General features: G+C 73.1%; 17 protein-coding genes. 10 read left to right on the plus strand and 7 right to left on the minus strand.

Annotated elements, in window-relative coordinates; translation table 11 throughout:
• Positions 1 to 111 precede the first annotated feature (111 nt).
• Positions 112 to 468, plus strand: a complete 357-nt coding sequence (locus AB0E07_RS38230) for a hypothetical protein (RefSeq protein WP_362262599.1) — start codon at positions 112 to 114, stop codon at positions 466 to 468.
• 1 nt (position 469) lies between these two features.
• Here AB0E07_RS38230 and AB0E07_RS38235 read toward each other — a convergent pair whose 3' ends face one another.
• Both AB0E07_RS38235 and AB0E07_RS38240 read right to left on the minus strand, forming a co-directional pair.
• Entirely contained in the window at positions 470 to 1,579 is a 1,110-nt protein-coding gene (locus AB0E07_RS38235) for an adenylate/guanylate cyclase domain-containing protein (protein WP_362262602.1), read from the minus strand.
• 188 nt (positions 1,580 to 1,767) lie between these two features.
• A complete protein-coding gene (locus AB0E07_RS38240) occupies positions 1,768 to 2,637 on the minus strand; it encodes a biotin--[acetyl-CoA-carboxylase] ligase (protein WP_362262605.1) in 870 nt (289 codons plus the stop codon).
• Positions 2,638 to 2,748: 111 nt separating this feature from the next.
• Here AB0E07_RS38240 and AB0E07_RS38245 point away from each other — a divergent pair, with 111 nt between their 5' ends.
• The 4 genes from AB0E07_RS38245 (at position 2,749) to AB0E07_RS38260 (ending at position 5,462) form a co-directional block, all read left to right on the plus strand.
• Positions 2,749 to 4,344, plus strand: a complete 1,596-nt coding sequence (locus tag AB0E07_RS38245) for an acyl-CoA carboxylase subunit beta (RefSeq protein ID WP_362262608.1) — start codon at positions 2,749 to 2,751, stop codon at positions 4,342 to 4,344.
• 44 nt (positions 4,345 to 4,388) lie between these two features.
• A complete protein-coding gene (locus tag AB0E07_RS38250) occupies positions 4,389 to 4,598 on the plus strand; it encodes an acyl-CoA carboxylase epsilon subunit (RefSeq protein ID WP_362262610.1) in 210 nt (69 codons plus the stop codon).
• Positions 4,599 to 4,693: 95 nt separating this feature from the next.
• Positions 4,694 to 4,822 carry a hypothetical protein gene (locus tag AB0E07_RS38255; protein ID WP_362262612.1) on the plus strand — a complete coding sequence of 43 codons (129 nt, stop codon included), beginning with the start codon at positions 4,694 to 4,696 and terminating at the stop codon, positions 4,820 to 4,822.
• Between the two features lie 31 nt (positions 4,823 to 4,853).
• On the plus strand, positions 4,854 to 5,462 hold the full coding sequence (locus AB0E07_RS38260; protein ID WP_362262615.1) for a nucleoside triphosphate pyrophosphatase: 609 nt from the start codon (positions 4,854 to 4,856) through the stop codon (positions 5,460 to 5,462).
• 62 nt (positions 5,463 to 5,524) lie between these two features.
• Here the strand turns inward: AB0E07_RS38260 and AB0E07_RS38265 are convergent, their stop codons facing one another.
• Positions 5,525 to 5,989 carry a hypothetical protein gene (locus tag AB0E07_RS38265; protein ID WP_362262617.1) on the minus strand — a complete coding sequence of 155 codons (465 nt, stop codon included), beginning with the start codon at positions 5,987 to 5,989 and terminating at the stop codon, positions 5,525 to 5,527.
• A gap of 383 nt (positions 5,990 to 6,372) precedes the next feature.
• On the opposite strand from AB0E07_RS38265, the gene AB0E07_RS38270 reads away from it, so the two are divergent.
• Both AB0E07_RS38270 and AB0E07_RS38275 read left to right on the plus strand, forming a co-directional pair.
• Positions 6,373 to 8,145, plus strand: a complete 1,773-nt coding sequence (locus AB0E07_RS38270; protein ID WP_362262620.1) for a biotin carboxylase N-terminal domain-containing protein — start codon at positions 6,373 to 6,375, stop codon at positions 8,143 to 8,145.
• Positions 8,146 to 8,340: 195 nt separating this feature from the next.
• Positions 8,341 to 8,925: a helix-turn-helix domain-containing protein gene (locus AB0E07_RS38275; protein WP_362262670.1), complete on the plus strand. Its 585-nt coding sequence runs from the start codon at positions 8,341 to 8,343 to the stop codon at positions 8,923 to 8,925.
• Positions 8,926 to 9,214: 289 nt separating this feature from the next.
• Here AB0E07_RS38275 and AB0E07_RS38280 read toward each other — a convergent pair whose 3' ends face one another.
• Positions 9,215 to 10,177, minus strand: a complete 963-nt coding sequence (locus tag AB0E07_RS38280; protein WP_362262623.1) for a DeoR/GlpR family DNA-binding transcription regulator — start codon at positions 10,175 to 10,177, stop codon at positions 9,215 to 9,217.
• A gap of 166 nt (positions 10,178 to 10,343) precedes the next feature.
• A complete protein-coding gene (locus tag AB0E07_RS38285; RefSeq protein ID WP_362262625.1) occupies positions 10,344 to 11,792 on the minus strand; it encodes an NAD(P)H-quinone dehydrogenase in 1,449 nt (482 codons plus the stop codon).
• A gap of 97 nt (positions 11,793 to 11,889) precedes the next feature.
• On the opposite strand from AB0E07_RS38285, the gene AB0E07_RS38290 reads away from it, so the two are divergent.
• From AB0E07_RS38290 to AB0E07_RS38300, 3 genes are all read left to right on the plus strand, one after another.
• Entirely contained in the window at positions 11,890 to 12,327 is a 438-nt protein-coding gene (locus AB0E07_RS38290) for a gamma-glutamylcyclotransferase (protein ID WP_362262628.1), read from the plus strand.
• A 116-nt stretch (positions 12,328 to 12,443) separates the two neighbouring features.
• On the plus strand, positions 12,444 to 13,268 hold the full coding sequence (locus AB0E07_RS38295) for a purine-nucleoside phosphorylase (protein ID WP_362262631.1): 825 nt from the start codon (positions 12,444 to 12,446) through the stop codon (positions 13,266 to 13,268).
• Positions 13,269 to 13,547: 279 nt separating this feature from the next.
• A complete protein-coding gene (locus tag AB0E07_RS38300; RefSeq protein ID WP_362262634.1) occupies positions 13,548 to 15,179 on the plus strand; it encodes a phospho-sugar mutase in 1,632 nt (543 codons plus the stop codon).
• Between the two features lie 261 nt (positions 15,180 to 15,440).
• Here AB0E07_RS38300 and AB0E07_RS38305 read toward each other — a convergent pair whose 3' ends face one another.
• Both AB0E07_RS38305 and AB0E07_RS38310 read right to left on the minus strand, forming a co-directional pair.
• Entirely contained in the window at positions 15,441 to 16,721 is a 1,281-nt protein-coding gene (locus tag AB0E07_RS38305; RefSeq protein ID WP_362262636.1) for a lytic murein transglycosylase, read from the minus strand.
• Between the two features lie 61 nt (positions 16,722 to 16,782).
• Complete coding sequence (locus AB0E07_RS38310; RefSeq protein ID WP_362262639.1) at positions 16,783 to 17,661, minus strand: phosphate ABC transporter ATP-binding protein; 879 nt, start codon at positions 17,659 to 17,661, stop codon at positions 16,783 to 16,785.
• Between the last annotated feature and the right edge of the window lie 2 nt (positions 17,662 to 17,663).

Genomic DNA, 17,663 nt, shown 5'->3' on the forward strand with positions numbered 1-17,663 from the left:
GTGGCGCGACCGAGACGCCGTTCGCCGCGGCATTGAGGCCGATCGCGGCGGCTGCGAAGGCATCGATATCGGCCGCCGCCACGCTGGCCGCGCCGACTCACCGTGCCCCGGGTGAGCCCCTCCGCGACCTCGGCCATGGGCGGCCGGACCGCCGCCCCCACGGCGACCGCGAGCCCCGAGCCGACGGATCCCGGCCCCGGTCCGGCCCGAGCCGCCGACCGTCCGCGGGCGCAGGCCCCGGTGACGACCGTCCCGACCGCCCCGGACACCACACCCGCTCCGGCCGGCCCGACCTCCGCCGCCACGCCGCCGCCCGCGGCCACGACGACCCCGGCGCCGGCGCCCGGCACGAGCAGGCCCCCGGCCACCCCGAGCCCGCCGCCGTCGGCCGGGCCCACCGGTCTGCCGGGCGTGTGCATCCCGGTCATCGGCCTGTGCGTGGACCCGCTGAACGCGAGGGGGCGGTGAGCTAGAGCGGAGGCGCGTCCCTGCGGGAGAGCAGCCAGGGCTCGACGACGCCGAGGCCGCGCACCGGCCGCTGCCACATGGGCTGGAGCGCGAAACGGTACGTCGGCGGCTCCTCGCCCTCCTTCTCCGCGGCCGCCGCGGCCTCCGCCGCCTCCGCCTCGGAGGCGGGCGCCTCACCGGTGCGGATCAGTTCCTCGGCGAAGGCGCTGTCGACGAGGACGGCGTCCCGTGGCGCTATCGACGTCAGCCGGGAGGCCAGGTTCACGGTCGTGCCGAAGACATCGCCCATCCGGGTGGTGACCGTGCCGAAGGCGATGCCGACCCGCAGTTCGGGCATGGTCTCGTCGTTCGCCATGGTCTCGATCAGCCGGATCGCGATCTCGGCGGCGACCCCGGCGTCGTCGGCGGCGTAGAGCACCTCGTCGCCGAGGGTCTTGATGAGCCGTCCGCCGCGCGCGGCCACCAGGTCCGCGGCGGTGGTCTCGAAGGCCTCGACCAGCTCGCCGAGCTCCTCCTCCTCCATCCGCCGGGTCAGCCGGGTGAAGCCGACGAGGTCGGCGAAGCCGACGGCCAGGCGCCGGTCGACCATCTCCTCGTCGTCGGCGGCCTGCACGACCCGGCCGGTCGCGGCGGCCAGCTGCCGCCGCCAGACGTAGACGAGGAACTCCTCCAGCTCGGGCAGGAGTAGCTCGACCAGCGGATACGTGACCTCGGTGCGGGTCATGCCCGGCTCCGGGGGCTCGGTCAGGCCCTCCAGGAAGGAGTCGATCTGCCATTCGGCCAGCCGGGCGGTGGTCTGCCCGGTGGACCGGGCCACCTGCACGGCCATCGCCTCGCTCAGCAGCCCCGCCTCGACCAGACCGGCCAGGCGTCTGAGCGCCAGCACGTCGGCCTCGGTCAGCGCCTTGGCCTGCCCGATGTCGGCGAAGCCCATGGCCCGCCAGAAACGGGACGCCAGCTCCATGGAGACACCGGCGCTGCGGGCGGCCTGAAAAGGGGTGTAGCGCCGCTCCGCGCCGAGGATGAGCCCTTCGAGACGCAGAGCGAGCGGATCCTCGCCGGGGTCGGCGGCGTGGGGGTCCATGCCGGAGCCCGTGTCGTCGACGGTCACGCCTGCTGCCCTTCCGATCTGCCGCGGTCAGGTATCGACCGGCCCCAACTCTACGGCAGGTGTGCGCCAGCTCACTCCGTCAAGCGGTGCCGAGGCTTTCCCGAACCCGTCCGGTCCTGTACGTACGGTCGGTTCCACCGGGGCCCTCGTACCCGGGCGGGTGGGTCCGGCCCGCCCGGCGCGCGGGCTCACGCGGGACGCAGATGCACGATGTCGCCCGCCCCGACCGGCGCCTGTACGCCCTCCTCGGTGGCGATCACCAGTCGGCCGTCCCCGTCCACCGCGACGGCCTCGCCGACCAGCGTGCGGTCCCCGGGCAGCTCCGCCCGCACCTTCCGGCCCAGGGTCGCGCAGCCCGCCGCGTACGCCTCCATCACCCCGGAGGCCACGGGGTCGCCCCCCGCCGCGCGCCAGCGCCCGTACCAGTCCTCCAGGGACCGCAGTACGGCCCGCAGCAGGGGATCCCGGTCCGTGCCGACCGCTCCGGCGAGGGCGAGGGAGCCCGCCTGGGGGACGGGCAGCTCCTCCGCGCGGAGGGTGACGTTGACGCCGACGCCGATCACCACGCCGTCGTCCCCGGCGCGCTCCGCGAGGATGCCGCCGGTCTTGCGCTCCTCTCCTTCCACGCTCACCAGCACGTCGTTGGGCCACTTGAGTGCCGTGTCGACGCCGGCGGCCCGGGACAGCCCCGTCGCGACCGCCACCCCGGTGAGCAGCGGCAGCCAGCCCCAGCGGGCGACCGGTACGTCCGCGGGCTTCAGCAGGACCGAGAAGAACAAGCCCGAGCGCGGCGGCGCGGTCCACTGGCGGTCCAGGCGTCCCCGCCCGGCCGTCTGCTCCTCCGCGACGAGCACCGCGCCCTCCTCCGCCGTGCCCGCGACCGCCAGGTCGACCAGGTCGGCGTTGGTGGAGCCGGTGCGCTGCACCACGTCCACGTCGCGGTAGAGCCCGCCGTGGCCTCCGTCACGGACCAGCGCCCGCCGCAGCGCCGCGGCGTTGAGCGGGGGGCGGTCCAGGTCGGACCAGCGGCTGTCGTCTGAGGCATCTTGAGGCGTCATGCAAGCCACCCTAGGTGTGGTAAACGCCGCACTGCCGACTGGTAGGCGCGCCACTACTCTACGGATGAGTAACCGTCCCCCCTTTTGAGCAGGCAGGGAGCCGCGATCCCGATGTCCGAGCCGGAAGAGCAGATCGACATCCACACCACCGCGGGCAAGCTCGCGGATCTTCGGCGGCGCGTCGAGGAAGCGACACACGCCGGCTCCGCACGTGCCGTGGAGAAGCAGCACGCCAAGGGCAAGCTGACGGCCCGTGAGCGGATCGAACTCCTCCTCGACGAGGGGTCCTTCGTCGAGCTGGACGAATTCGCCCGGCACCGCTCGACCAACTTCGGGCTGGAGCAGAACCGTCCCTACGGCGACGGCGTGGTCGTCGGCTACGGCACCGTCGACGGCCGCCCGGTCGCGGTGTTCTCGCAGGACTTCACCGTCTTCGGCGGCGCCCTGGGCGAGGTCTACGGGCAGAAGATCGTGAAGGTGATGGACTTCGCGCTGAAGACCGGCTGCCCGGTGATCGGCATCAACGACTCCGGCGGTGCCCGCATCCAGGAGGGTGTGGCCTCGCTCGGCGCGTACGGGGAGATCTTCCGCCGCAACACCCACGCGTCCGGTGTGATCCCGCAGATCTCTCTGGTCGTCGGGCCGTGCGCGGGCGGCGCGGTGTACTCCCCCGCGATCACCGACTTCACGGTCATGGTCGACCGGACCTCGCACATGTTCATCACCGGTCCGGACGTCATCAAGACGGTCACCGGTGAGGACGTCGGCTTCGAGGAGCTGGGCGGCGCGCGCACCCACAACTCCACCTCGGGCGTGGCGCACCACATGGCCGGGGACGAGAAGGACGCCATCGAGTACGTCAAGCAGCTGCTGTCGTACCTGCCGTCCAACAACCTCTCCGAGCCGCCGGCGTTCCCGGAGGAGGCGGACCTCGAACTCACCGACGAGGACCGCGAGCTGGACACGATCGTGCCGGACAGCGCGAACCAGCCGTACGACATGCACACGGTGATCGAGCATGTGCTGGACGACGCCGAGTTCTTCGAGACGCAGCCGCTGTTCGCGCCGAACATCCTCACCGGTTTCGGCCGGGTCGAGGGCCGCCCGGTGGGCATCGTCGCCAACCAGCCGATGCAGTTCGCGGGCTGTCTGGACATCGACGCGTCCGAGAAGGCCGCGCGGTTCGTGCGGACCTGCGACGCGTTCAACGTCCCGGTGCTGACCTTCGTGGACGTGCCCGGCTTCCTCCCGGGCGTCGGCCAGGAGCACACCGGCATCATCCGCCGCGGCGCGAAGCTGATCTACGCCTACGCGGAGGCGACGGTCCCGCTGATCACCGTCATCACCCGCAAGGCGTTCGGCGGCGCGTACGACGTGATGGGCTCCAAGCACCTGGGCGCCGACCTCAACCTGGCCTGGCCAACGGCGCAGATCGCGGTGATGGGCGCGCAGGGCGCGGTCAACATCCTGCACCGGCGCACCATCGCCGAGGCGGAGGCCGGCGGCGAGGGCGAGGCGACCCGGGCGCGGCTGATCCAGGAGTACGAGGACACGCTGCTGAACCCCTACATCGCGGCCGAGCGCGGCTACGTCGACTCCGTGATCATGCCCTCGGAGACCCGGCGCCACATCGTGCGGGGGCTGCGCCAGCTGCGCACCAAGCGGGCGTCCCTGCCGCCGAAGAAGCACGGCAACATCCCCCTCTAGCCCTCTCCCTTCCCCTCAAGTCCCCTCAAGCCTGAGGAGCCGTCATGACGATCAAGGTGCTGCGGGGCAACCCGACACCGGAGGAGCTGGCCGCCGCACTGGCGGTGGTCCGCGCCCGCGCCGCGGCGGCGGCAGCCGCTCCGCCCGGCGCGGACCGCCCGCGGGACGCCTGGTCCGACCCGTCCCGGATCGCCGCCCACCGCCTGCCCCGGCCGGGTCCGACGAGCTGGGCCCGCAGCGGCTGGCCCGGCTAGCCGTCCGTCCCGCGAAGGTGTGTGGAACGCCGGGCGCCGCTTTTGAGTACGCGTACTCAGGCGCCCGGCGGCCGTCGGACCGCACCATCGGGAGCATGCTGTGGTCCGACCCCGAGAACGAGCCCCCCGAGGACATGCGCGCCATGCAGGTGATGCTGCGCAGACTGGGGCTCCTCATGGCGCTGGCCATGGTGGTGGCGATGATCGTGACCGGTCTGGGCTGAGCCCCGCCCGCCGCGCCGATACGCTGACGGCATGACTGATCAGCCCCGCCGCCGGCTCGTCCTCGCCTCCCAGTCCCCCGCCCGGCTCGGTCTGCTGCGCCAGGCCGGTCTGGACCCCGAGGTGATCGTGAGCGGCGTCGACGAGGACGCCGTCACCGCCCCCACCCCCGCCGAGCTGGCGCTCGCCCTCGCGGAGGCCAAGGCGTCCGTGGTGGCGGCCCGGCCCGAGGTGGCGGGCGCCCTGGTGATCGGCTGCGACTCGGTCCTCGACCTGGACGGCCAGGCGCTCGGCAAGCCCGCCGACGCCGAGGAGGCCACCGCGCGCTGGAAGGCCATGCGAGGGCGGGCCGGCACGCTCCAGACGGGCCACTGCGTGTGGGACACCGCCAGCGGACGGTACGCCTCCGCCACCGCCTCCACCGTGGTCCGGTTCGGCGAGCCCAGCGACGAGGAGGTCGCCGCGTACGTCGCCTCGGGCGAACCCCTCCATGTCGCGGGCGCGTTCACGCTCGACGGCCGCTCGGCCCCGTTCATCGACGGCATCGACGGCGACCACGGCAATGTCATCGGCATCAGCCTGCCGCTCGTGCGGCGCCTGCTGGGCCGGCTGGGCACGCCGATCACCGACCTGTGGACGTGACCGCGCCGGCCGCCCGCTGAGCGTGCCTCAGCGGCGGCCCGGGGGTGGCCCGGTGGCGTGTTCTACGCCGGTGCCGCCCCGTTCGTGGGCTCGGGGCCGCTCTCCGGGCGGACGTCGGCCGGTTCGGCCACCTGCGGGCGCTCCTCGTACGTCATGAGCAGCAGCACGATCAGGGTCAGCACCGCCATCATGAACAGGAACGCCGGCCAGCCCACGAGACCCCAGGCGAACGCGCCCAGCAGGCCGTGCACGACCGCCGCGCTGATCAGCAGCACCCGGCCGAGCGTCGAGGCCGGCCGGTCCCGGAGGGCGACCAGCAGCGCCACCAGGCCGCACAGCCCGAAGTAGAGCCCGAAGACGATGCCGCCGATCTTCGAGGACAGCGACATCACATCCGGGTCGAGACCCGCGAGGGACATGTCCTGGCGGTCGACCACGACGCCCATGAACCACTGGACCGCCGCGATGCCGACCGCCTCGGCGAACAGCACGACCGCCACCACCCATGCCACCGGTCTGCGCACCACCGGCCCCCACCCACTTCCGAGCGCTCCAGCGCCGTCCTAGCAGGACTGCGGTTACTCCAAGTACGTTCGAGACACCGCGAACGCTACTAACGGGTAAACCACGGGACAAGGGTTCCGGGAGGGGCAAAGAATCGTTGGGCCATTCGTAGGGACTCCACAAAGAATCAGAGTGCGGCGCAGCACGCTCTCACAGAGACCTTGACCACATCAGAGGGCTAGGGTTTTCCCGAGTAGTCCTGCGTACCGCGGTGCGACAAGGGATTTCGCGGGTCGAGCGAGCCTCGAATCACGCTCCGTGTGGGCAAGCTCACCAGTGGGGACGGGTCGAAGTGCCGTGTCGGCAGTCCCTAAACTCGGCTTGTTTCAAGGAGGGAGCCTCAATCGTGCGCAAGGTGCTCATCGCCAACCGTGGCGAAATCGCTGTCCGCGTGGCCAGGGCGTGCCGGGACGCCGGTATCGCGAGCGTGGCCGTCTACGCCGACCCGGACCGGGACGCTCTGCATGTCCGCGCCGCGGATGAGGCGTTCGCCCTGGGCGGTGACACTCCGGCGACCAGCTATCTGGACATCGAGAAGGTCCTGAAGGCGGCCCGCGAGTCGGGGGCGGACGCGATCCACCCCGGCTACGGCTTCCTGTCGGAGAACGCCGAGTTCGCCCAGGCGGTCCTGGACGCTGACCTGATCTGGATCGGCCCGCCGCCGCAGGCCATCCGGGACCTCGGTGACAAGGTCGCCGCCCGGCACATCGCGCAGCGCGCGGGCGCCCCGCTGGTCGCCGGCACCCCCGACCCGGTCTCGGGCGCGGAGGAGGTCGTCGCGTTCGCCGAGGAGCACGGTCTGCCGATCGCGATCAAGGCCGCCTTCGGTGGCGGCGGCCGCGGCCTGAAGGTCGCCCGCACCCTCGAAGAGGTGCCGGAGCTGTACGAGTCGGCGGTCCGTGAGGCGGTCGCCGCGTTCGGCCGCGGTGAGTGCTTCGTCGAGCGCTACCTCGACAAGCCCCGCCACGTGGAGACCCAGTGCCTGGCCGACCGCCACGGCAATGTCGTCGTCGTCTCCACCCGTGACTGCTCGCTCCAGCGCCGTCACCAGAAGCTGGTGGAGGAGGCCCCGGCGCCGTTCCTCTCCGAGGCGCAGGTCGCCGAGCTGTACTCGTCCTCGAAGGCCATCCTGAAGGAGGCCGGCTACGTCGGCGCCGGCACGGTGGAGTTCCTCGTCGGCCTGGACGGCACGATCTCCTTCCTGGAGGTCAACACCCGTCTCCAGGTCGAGCACCCGGTGACCGAGGAGGTCGCCGGCATCGACCTGGTGCGCGAGATGTTCCGCATCGCCGACGGCGAGGAGCTCGGCTACGGCGACCCGGTGCTGCGCGGCCACTCCTTCGAGTTCCGCATCAACGGCGAGGACCCGGGCCGCAACTTCCTGCCCGCCCCGGGCACGGTCACCCTGTTCGACGCGCCGACCGGTCCCGGTGTCCGCCTGGACGCGGGTGTGGAGTCCGGCAGCGTGATCGGCCCGGCCTGGGACTCCCTGCTCGCCAAGCTGATCGTCACCGGCCGCACCCGCAAGGAGGCGCTGGAGCGTGCCTCCCGCGCCCTGGCGGAGTTCCAGGTGGAGGGCATGGCCACGGCCATCCCGTTCCACCGCGCGGTCGTCACCGATCCCGCGTTCGCCCCGGAACTGACCGGCTCCGCCGACCCGTTCACGGTCCACACCCGGTGGATCGAGACCGAGTTCGTCAACGAGATCAAGCCCTTCGCCGCCCCGGCCGACGCCGAGGGCGACGAGGAGTCCGGCCGTGAGACGGTCGTCGTCGAGGTCGGCGGCAAGCGTCTTGAGGTCTCCCTGCCGTCCTCGCTCGGCATGTCGCTGGCCCGCACCGGGCTCGCGGCGGGCGCCAAGCCCAAGCGCCGCGCGGCGAAGAAGTCCGGCCCGGTGGCCTCCGGCGACACCCTCGCCTCGCCGATGCAGGGCACCATCGTCAAGGTCGCGGTGGAGGAGGGCCAGGAGGTCAAGGAGGGCGACCTGGTCGTCGTCCTGGAGGCCATGAAGATGGAACAGCCGCTCAACGCCCACAAGTCCGGCACCGTCAAGGGCCTGTCGGCGGAGGTCGGCGGCTCGCTCACCTCGGGCGCCGCGATCTGCGAGATCAAGGACTGAGCCACCCGGCACCGGGCGCCCGGCGGACCGCAGCGATGCGGCCGCCGGGCGCTTTCGTTTCCGGGGTCCGCGCGATGGCATCCTGAGGGAGGGCCCCGGCACGGACGAGAGCAGGTGGGAGCGATGGTGGGCGTGACCTCGCGCGGGACGGCCGGGGGCGACGACGCGGTGGCGCCGCGGGTCGCGCCGCGCGCGATGCGTGCCGATGCCCGGCGCAACTACGAGCGCCTCCTGGCGGAGGCCCGGGGCGCCTTCGCCGAGCACGGCACGGACGCCTCGCTGGAGGACGTGGCCCGCCGGGCCGGGGTGGGGATCGGCACGCTGTACCGGCACTTCCCCAACCGGCACGCCCTGCTGAGCGCGGTCTTCGAGGACGCGGTGAGCGATCTGCTGTCCCGGGCCCGCGAACTGGGCGGGGCGGCGGAGCCGTGCGCCGCGCTGGTGACCTGGCTGGGCGAGGTGGTCGAGCACGCCGTGGAGTACCGGGGTCTGTCACGGGCCCTGATGTCCGTGACGAACGACGACTCCTCGGCCCTCGCCCGGTGCAGCGACCCGATCCGGGAGGCGGGCGGCGCGCTGCTGACCCGGGCTCAGGAACAGGGCACGATCCGCTCCGACGTGGCCATCGGCGACCTGCTCCAGCTCACCCACGCCATCGCCCTGGCAGCGGAGGAAACCCCCTCCGACCCCAACCTGGCCCCCAGACTCCTCCACCTAACCCTCAAGGGCCTGAAGCCAACCCCCACCCTCCAGGGCCGCGAGGAACGACGCGCCTTTTAGGGCCGCGAGGAACGAAGCGCCTTTAGGGGCGCGAGGAACGGCGCGACCAGCCCCAACGGCGCCGCACCCACCCCTCAGGGGCGCGAGGAACGGCGCAACAAGCCCCCACGCAACCGCACCCACCCCTCAGGGGCGCGGGGAACGGCGCAACAAGCCCCCACGCAACCGCACCCACCCCTCAGGGGCGCGGGGAACGGCGCAACAAGCCCCCACGCAACCGCACCCACCTCTTAGGGGCGCGGGGAACTGCGCGACAAGCCCCAACGGCGCCGCACCAGACGCCCCACCGTCACCGACGCCGGAGATCAGCCACCCGAGCCCGCTCGCCCCCCGGCACCGACTCCCGCTCCCGCTCCCTCTCCCCCATCACAGCCGACCGAAGTCCCGCCGGCGCCGCCCGCCTAGGGCCCGGCACGGCCCCCGACCGAGCCCGCCGCGCCGCCGGGACTTCGTCACCCCCCGGGCTCCCGCTCGCCCCGGCCACGGCGATCTGCACCCCCTGATCGGCCAGGGCCTGCAACTCGGTCTGGGCGCGGTCGTCGTGCCCCGGCGGCTCGTCGGTCACCAGACGGGTGATCAGATCCGTGGGCACGGTCTGGAACATCGTGTCGGTACCGAGCTTCGTGTGGTCCGCGAGGACCACGACCTCCGCGGCGGCCTGCACCAGCGCCCGGTCCACGGACGACGAGAGCATGTTGGACGTGGAGAGCCCGCGCTCGGCGGTGAGGCCACTGCCCGACAGGAAGGCCCGGGAGACCCGCAGCCCCTGGAGGGACTGCTCGGCACCGGAGCCGACCAGGGCGTAGTTCGAACCGCGAAGGGTGCCGCCGGTCATCACGACCTCCACCCGGTTCGCGTGGGCCAGCGCCTGGGCCACCAGCAGGGAGTTGGTGACGACGGTCAGCCCGGGAACCCGGGCCAGCCGGCGGGCCAGCTCCTGCGTGGTCGTACCGGCCCCCACCACGATGGCCTCGCCCTCTTCGACGAAGTTCGCGGCGAGGTCGGCGATGGCCGTCTTCTCGGCGGTCGCGAGATGTGACTTCTGCGGAAAGCCGGACTCCCGCGTGAACCCGCCCGGCAATACCGCACCGCCATGCCGGCGGTCGAGGAGTCCTTCTGCCTCCAGAGCGCGCACGTCCCGCCGTACGGTCACTTCGGAGGTCTGGACGACGCGGGCGAGTTCACGGAGCGACACGGCCCCGTTCGCTCGCACCATTTCGAGGATCAATTGGCGACGTTCTGCAGCGAACACGAAACTGACAGTAACCCCAACGACCGTCTGGTTTCAGCAGTTTGCGCCGAATTACAGAAGTTGTTCGCATGGTGGCACCCGAAGTGGTATAGGGCTTAACCCGGGTGCCTATGCCGTACGCATGCTCGACAACTCCCCGTGACCAGCGGGGAGTCGGATTCGGCCGTCAGCCCTCGCCGCCGGTCTTGCGGGTGTGCAACTGCCGCGCCACCTCGGCGATCGACCCCGAAAGGGACGGGTACACGGTGAACGCGTTCGCGATCTGTTCGACCGTCAGATTGTTGTCGACGGCGATCGAGATCGGATGGATGAGTTCCGAGGCGCGAGGAGCCACCACCACACCGCCGACCACGATGCCGGTGCCGGGGCGGCAGAAGATCTTGACGAAGCCGTCCCGGATGCCCTGCATCTTGGCACGGGGGTTGCGCAGCAGGGGCAGCTTGACGACCCGCGCGTCGATCTTGCCCGCGTCCACGTCGGCCTGGCTGTAGCCGACGGTGGCGATCTCGGGGTCGGTGAAGACGTTCGAGGAGACCGTCTTGAGGTTCAGCGGGGCGACCGCGTCACCGAGGAAGTGGTACATCGCGATCCGTCCCTGCATCGCGGCGACCGAGGCGAGCGCGAAGACACCGGTGACGTCACCGGCCGCGTACACCCCGGGGGCGGTGGTGCGGGAGACCTTGTCGGTCCAGATGTGCCCGGAGTCGCGCAGCCGGACCCCGGCCTCCTCCAGGCCGAGACCGGCGCTGTTCGGGATGGCGCCGACGGCCATGAGGCAGTGCGAGCCGGTGATGACGCGGCCGTCGGCGAGGGTGACCTCGACCCGGTCGCCGACGCGCTTGGCGGCGGCGGCGCGGGAGCGGGCCATGACGTTCATGCCGCGGCGGCGGAAGACGTCCTCCAGGACGGCGGCGGCGTCGGGGTCCTCGCCCGGCAGCACGCGGTCCCGCGAGGAGACGAGCGTCACCTTGGAGCCGAGCGCCTGGTAGGCGCCGGCGAACTCGGCGCCGGTCACACCCGAACCGACCACGATCAGCTCTTCGGGCAGCTCGTCGAGGTCGTAGACCTGGGTCCAGTTGAGGATGCGCTCGCCGTCGGGCTGGGCGTCCGGGACCTCGCGGGGGTGGCCGCCGGTGGCGATGAGGACGGCGTCGGCGACGAGGGTCTCCTCGGTGCCGTCGGCCGCGGCGACGATCACCTTGCGGGAGCCGTCGAGCGCCTGCATGCCGTCGAGCCGGCCCCGGCCGCGCATGACACGGGCGCCGGCGCGGGTGACGGCGGCGGTGATGTCGTGCGACTGGGCGAGCGCGAGCCGCTTCACCCGGCGGTTGACCTTGCCGAGGTCCACGCCCACGACCCGGGCGGGCGTGTCGACGTGCGGGGTGTCGTCGGCGACGATGATGCCCAGTTCCTCGTAGGAGGAGTCGAAGGTGGTCATCACCTCGGCCGTGGCGATCAGGGTCTTCGACGGCACGCAGTCGGTCAGCACCGACGCCCCGCCCAGACCGTCGCAGTCGACGACGGTCACCTCCGCGCCGAGCTGAGCGGCGACCAGCGCCGCTTCGTATCCGCCGGGTCCGCCACCGATGATCACGATCCGAGTCACGTACTCCATTGTCCCGCACGCTCCCGGGTGCTCCCGCCCAGGGCCCCGCCCGAGACCCCACTGTTACGGGAGGGGCGGCCGTTGCGCCCTGCCGTACCCTCTCCCCATGTCGCTCTACGCCGCCTACGCCGGCAACCTCGACGCGCGGCTGATGACCCGCCGCGCCCCGCATTCGCCGCTGCGCGCCACCGGCTGGCTGAACGGGTGGCGGCTGACCTTCGGGGGCGAGCAGATGGGCTGGGAGGGCGCCCTGGCGACGCTGGCCGAGGACCCCGAGTCGCAGGTCTTCGTCGCGCTGTACGACATCGCCCCCATGGACGAGGAGTCGCTGGACCGCTGGGAGGGCGTGGGCCTCGGGGTGTACCGCCGGACGCGGGTACGGGTGCTCACCCTGGACGGCGAGGAGCCGGCCTGGGCGTACGTCCTGAACGGCTACGAGGGCGGCCTGCCCTCGGCCCGCTACCTGGGCGAGGTCGCCGACGCGGCGGAGTCCGCGGGGGCGCCCCACGACTACGTGATGGAGTTGCGCAAACGGCCCTGCTGAGGCCCGCGCGGGCGGCGCCCGCGCGTCCGCTTCGTCGGAAACAACAAGACAACGATCGCCATCCCGTGGGCTCTGTCATCTACGCGCGTAGGCCCTGACCGGCTACCCTCGTCGGCGTGAACGCATCTCTTCTTCCGGACGACATCCAGGGCGACCCGTACGCCGCCGCTGACGCCGCCGCCGCTCGCCTGCGCGAACTGACGGGCGCCGAGACCCACGACGTCGCCCTCGTGATGGGCTCCGGCTGGGCTCCGGCCGTCGACGCGCTCGGCGACCCCGAAGCGGAGTTCCAGGTCACCGAGGTGCCCGGGTTCCCGCCGCCCGCGGTCGCCGGCCACGGTGGCAAGGTCCGCTCGTACCGCATCGGCGACAAGCGCGCGCTGGTCTTCCTCGGGCGCACCCACTACTACGAGGGCCGGGGCGTCGCCGCGGTCGCGCACGGGGTGCGGACCGCGGTCGCCGCGGGCTGCAAGACGGTCGTGCTGACCAACGGCTGCGGCGGTCTGCGGGAGGGCATGCGCCCGGGTCAGCCGGTGCTGATCAGCGACCACATCAACCTCACCGCGACCTCGCCGATCGTGGGCGCGAACTTCGTCGACCTCACCGACCTGTACTCGCCTCGGCTGCGGGCCCTGTGCAAGGAGATCGACGCGACGCTGGAGGAGGGTGTCTACGCCCAGTTCCCCGGCCCGCACTACGAGACCCCGGCGGAGATCCGGATGGCCCGGGTCATCGGGGCGGACCTGGTCGGTATGTCGACGGTGCTGGAGGCCATCGCGGCGCGTGAGGCGGGGGCGGAGGTGCTCGGGATCTCCCTGGTGACGAACCTCGCCGCGGGGATGACGGGTGAGCCCCTCAACCACGAGGAGGTCCTCCAGGCCGGCCGTGACAGCGCCACCCGGATGGGCGAGCTGCTGACGCGGGTGCTGGACCGCCTGTAACGGCCCTTCTCAGCCCCCGCGGCTCTTCTCGTCCCTCTCCCACCGGGGGCACCCCCACCTGGGGCTCCGCCCCCGGACCCCCGATCGGCCCCGAAAGGGCCTCGTCCTCAAGCGCCGGACGGGCTGAAAGTGCCGGTCGCGGCAGAATTCAGCCCCTCTGGGGTACCCCCTCCGGGGGAGTTTGAGGAGCGGGGGTCAGGGGGCGGAGCCCCCTGGATCGGGACGGGTAGGGGCGGCGGGGGCGACAAACATCCCACGAACACGAGAGGTTGACCCGTCGTGCACGACGATCTCATCGCCCGGGCCGAGGCGTGGCTGGCCGAGGACCCCGACCCGGAGACCCGGGACGAGCTCGCCGAGCTCATCGGGGCCGGTGACGCCGGCGAGCTCGCCGCCCGCTTCGCCGGCACCCTCCAGTTCGGCACGGCGGGCCTGCGCGGCGAACTCGGCGCCGGTCCGATGCGCATGAACCGCGCGGTGGTCATCCGCGCCGCGGCCGGTCTCGCCGCGTACCTGAACGGCAAGGGGCGGACCGGCGGCCTCGTCGTCATCGGTTACGACGCCCGCCACAAGTCGGAGGAGTTCGCCCGCGACACCGCGGCCGTCATGACCGGCGCCGGCCTCCGCGCCGCCGTGCTCCCCCGCCCGCTGCCCACCCCCGTGCTGGCCTTCGCCATAAGGCACCTCGGCGCGGTCGCCGGCGTGGAGGTCACCGCCAGCCACAACCCGCCCCGCGACAACGGCTACAAGGTCTACCTGGGCGACGGCTCGCAGATCGTGCCGCCCGCCGACGCGGAGATCGCCGCCGGGATCGACGCGGTCGCCTCCCTCGCGGACGTCCCCCGCCCCGCCTCCGGCTGGGAGACCCTCGACGACGGCGTCCTGGACGCCTACCTCGCCCGCACGGACGCCGTCCTCGCCGCGGACTCCCCGCGCACCGCCCGCACGGTGTACACGGCCATGCACGGCGTGGGCAAGGACGTCCTGCTCGCCGCGTTCGCGCGGGCCGGGTTCCCGGCCCCCGAGCTGGTCGCCGAGCAGGCCGAGCCGGACCCGGACTTCCCCACCGTCGCCTTCCCCAACCCGGAGGAGCCCGGCGCGATGGACCTGTCCTTCGCCAGGGCCCGCGAGACCGGCCCCGACCTCGTCATCGCCAACGACCCGGACGCCGACCGCTGCGCCGTGGCCGTCCCCGACGGCGGCGACTGGCGGATGCTGCGCGGCGACGAGGTGGGCGCGCTCCTCGCGGCGCACCTGGTCCGGCGCGGCGCCCGGGGCACGTTCGCCGAGTCGATCGTCTCCTCCTCGCTGCTCGGCCGGATCGCCGAGAAGGCGGGCCTGCCGTACGAGGAGACCCTGACCGGCTTCAAGTGGATCGCCCGCGTGGAGGGCCTGCGCTACGGCTACGAGGAGGCGCTCGGCTACTGCGTCGACCCCGAGGGCGTCCGCGACAAGGACGGCATCACCGCCGCGCTGCTCGTCACGGAGCTGGCCTCCGGGCTGAAGGAGCAGGGCCGCACCCTGCTGGACCTCCTCGACGACCTCGCCGTGGAGCACGGTCTGCACGCCACCGACCAGCTATCGGTGCGGGTCGAGGACCTGTCGGTCATCGCCGACGCCATGAGCCGTCTGCGCGAGCGGCCGCCCGCCGCGCTGGCCGGTCTGGCGGTCACCCGCGCCGAGGACCTCACCCGGGGCACGGACCGGCTCCCGCCCACCGACGGCCTGCGCTACACGCTGGACGGGGCCCGGGTCGTCGTCCGGCCCAGCGGCACCGAGCCCAAGCTCAAGTGCTACCTGGAGGTCGTCGTCCCGGTCGCCGACCGCTCGGCCCTCCCGGCCGCCCGTGCGCGGGCGACTGAGCTGCTCGCCGCGGTCAAGCGGGACCTGTCGGCGGCGGCCGGTATCTGATCCGTACGCCCGGACCACCCGCCTTCATGGGGAGTTGGGCTGCCGCTCGCTCCTCGGCCGCCCGGTCACCGGGCGGCCGACGCATGCTCTAACCGCGGTACGGATGCCCCCTCACCCCCCCTTGGGGGCATCCGCCCCCGAGGTGCTCCCGCCGCCCCTGGACTCACAGGCGGGGCACCGGAGAACCGCGTGAGGGCCGGACGGGAACGCAGCCCGAGTCAGCTGCGTCCCCGTCCGGCCCTCTGTCGTTCCTCCGGCGGGTCAGCCGGCGGCTTCGCCCGACGGGGTGGCCGCGGGGGACTCCGTGGGGGTGGGCGTGGGGGTGGGCGTGGCGGACTCCGAGGGGTCCGGCGAGGGCGCGGGGTCCGTGGCGCTGTCGCCGGGCGTCGGCTCGGGGGTCGTGGTGGGCGTCGGCTCGGCGGTCGGGTCCGGGGACGCACTCGCGCCGGTGGAGGGCGAGGGCGTCGGTGCCGACGGCGAGGGGAGGACGGGCGGGCGGGGCGGGGAGGTGGGGGCGGGAGTGGCCCCGCCGTCGCCGTTCCCTGCCGGCTCGTCCGGCGGCTGTGCCCCGTCCGGGTCGTCGGGCCGTTCGGGCGCGGCGGGCCTCTCGTCGTCGCGGTCCGGCACCGGGCGGGTCGCGGGGGTCGGGCCGCCCGCTCCGGGGCTCTCGGGGACGACGCCCTCGCCGTCGGGGACGGTGTGTACTCCGCGGAGGTAGAACTCCATCCAGCCGAGGACCAGGTTCAGGTAGGCGCGCGAGTGGTTGTAGCTGAGCACGGCGCGCTCCAGGCCGGCCGCGGTGGCGAGGTCGCGGTCGCCGGCGCACAGGTAGTGGCCCGCGGCGAGGGCGGCGTCGTGGATGTTGTTCGGGTCGGCCACTCCGTCCCCGTTGCCGTCCGCGCCCCAGCTCTTCCAGGTGGTCGGCAGGAACTGCATCGGCCCCACCGCGCGGTCGTACACGGGGTCGCCGTCCCAGGCGCCGTTCTCGCTGTCGAGGATCAGCGCGAATCCGTTGCCGTCGAGGGCGGGTCCGGTGATGCGGGTGAGGGTGTCGCCGTTCGCGTCCACGGCTCCGCCTCCCGCGTGCCCCGACTCGACCTTGCCGATCGCGGCGAGGAGTTCCCAGCGCAGTCGGCAGCCCGGGTCGGTGCGGGCGACCGACGCGGCGGCCGCGCGGTAGGCGGCGAAGACGCTCGCGGGCAGTCCCGCCTCGGCGGTGACGCGCCGGGTCCGGGGTGTCGAGGGTGTGCCGCCCCGCGTCCGGGCGGTGCCCTTCGCGCTCTCCAGGGGCGGGAGTTCGACGTGGTAGGAGTCGTCGCCCTGGGAGGGCACCTCGGGCAGTGGGGTGCCGGGGCCGGTGAGCCGTACGGGTGTCGCGGAGCCGTCGTCCGGCGCGGAGCCGGCGGCGGACGGCGCCGGGGCCTGGGAACCGGCGGTGAGCAGGGCCGCGGCGACGGTGGCGGTGGCCGCGGCGAGGGTCCCGCGGCGGGCGCGGGACCGGGCGCGTCCGCGGCGGACGGGTCTGGCGAACGGGCGGGGCATGGCGGGCACTCCTGGCAGTGGGCGGGGCGGAGTCGGGCGGGCGGGACGTCGCGAACACGCCTCAGCCGAAGCGGCCGTTCACGTAGTCCGTTGTCCGCGGGTCCTGGGGGTGGTTGAACATCGCTTCCGTGCTGCCGTGCTCGACGACGGCCCCGGGGGTGCCCTGCTCGGCGAGGAAGAAGGCGCAGGTGTCGGAGACCCGGGCGGCCTGCTGCATGTTGTGGGTGACGATCACGATGGTCACCTCGGCGGAGAGCTCGTGGATGGTCTCCTCGATGCGCCGGGTCGAGGTCGGGTCGAGCGCCGAGCACGGCTCGTCCATCAGCAGGACGCGCGGCCGTACGGCCAGGGAGCGGGCGATGCACAGGCGTTGCTGCTGGCCGCCGGAGAGCGCGCCGCCGGGCTGCCGGAGCCGGTCGCGGACCTCCTTCCACAGGCCGGCCTTGGTGAGGCACTCCTCCACCAGCAGGTCCTTGTCCTCCCGGCCGGCCCGGATGCCGCCGAGCTTGAGACCGGCGGTGACGTTGTCGTAGATCGACATCGCGGGGAAGGGGTTGGGCTTCTGGAAGACCATGCCGATCTGGCGGCGGGCGTGGGTGATGCGGCGGCCGCGGTCGTAGATGTCGTCGCCGTTGAGCAGCACCCGGCCCGCGAGGGAGGCGGAGCCGACCAGTTCGTGCATGCGGTTGAGGATGCGCAGAAAGGTCGACTTGCCGCAGCCGGAGGGGCCGATGAGCGCGGTGACCTGGCGGGCGGGCATGGTCAGCGAGACGCGTTCCAGGACCTTGTGGTCGCCGAACCAGGCCGAGACGGAGTCCGCCTCCAGGGTGGCGGGGTCGCTCGCGGTGCCGGCCGGGGCGGGCCGGGCGGCTTTGATGCGCCGCGTGGGGTCGAGGATCTCGTCGACGAGGGTGTCGGACGCGTCGGACGGCTCGGGCATGG

The sequence above is a fragment of the Streptomyces sp. NPDC048002 genome (genome assembly GCF_040653275.1).
In the GTDB taxonomy this organism is placed as follows: Bacteria; Actinomycetota; Actinomycetes; order Streptomycetales; family Streptomycetaceae; genus Streptomyces.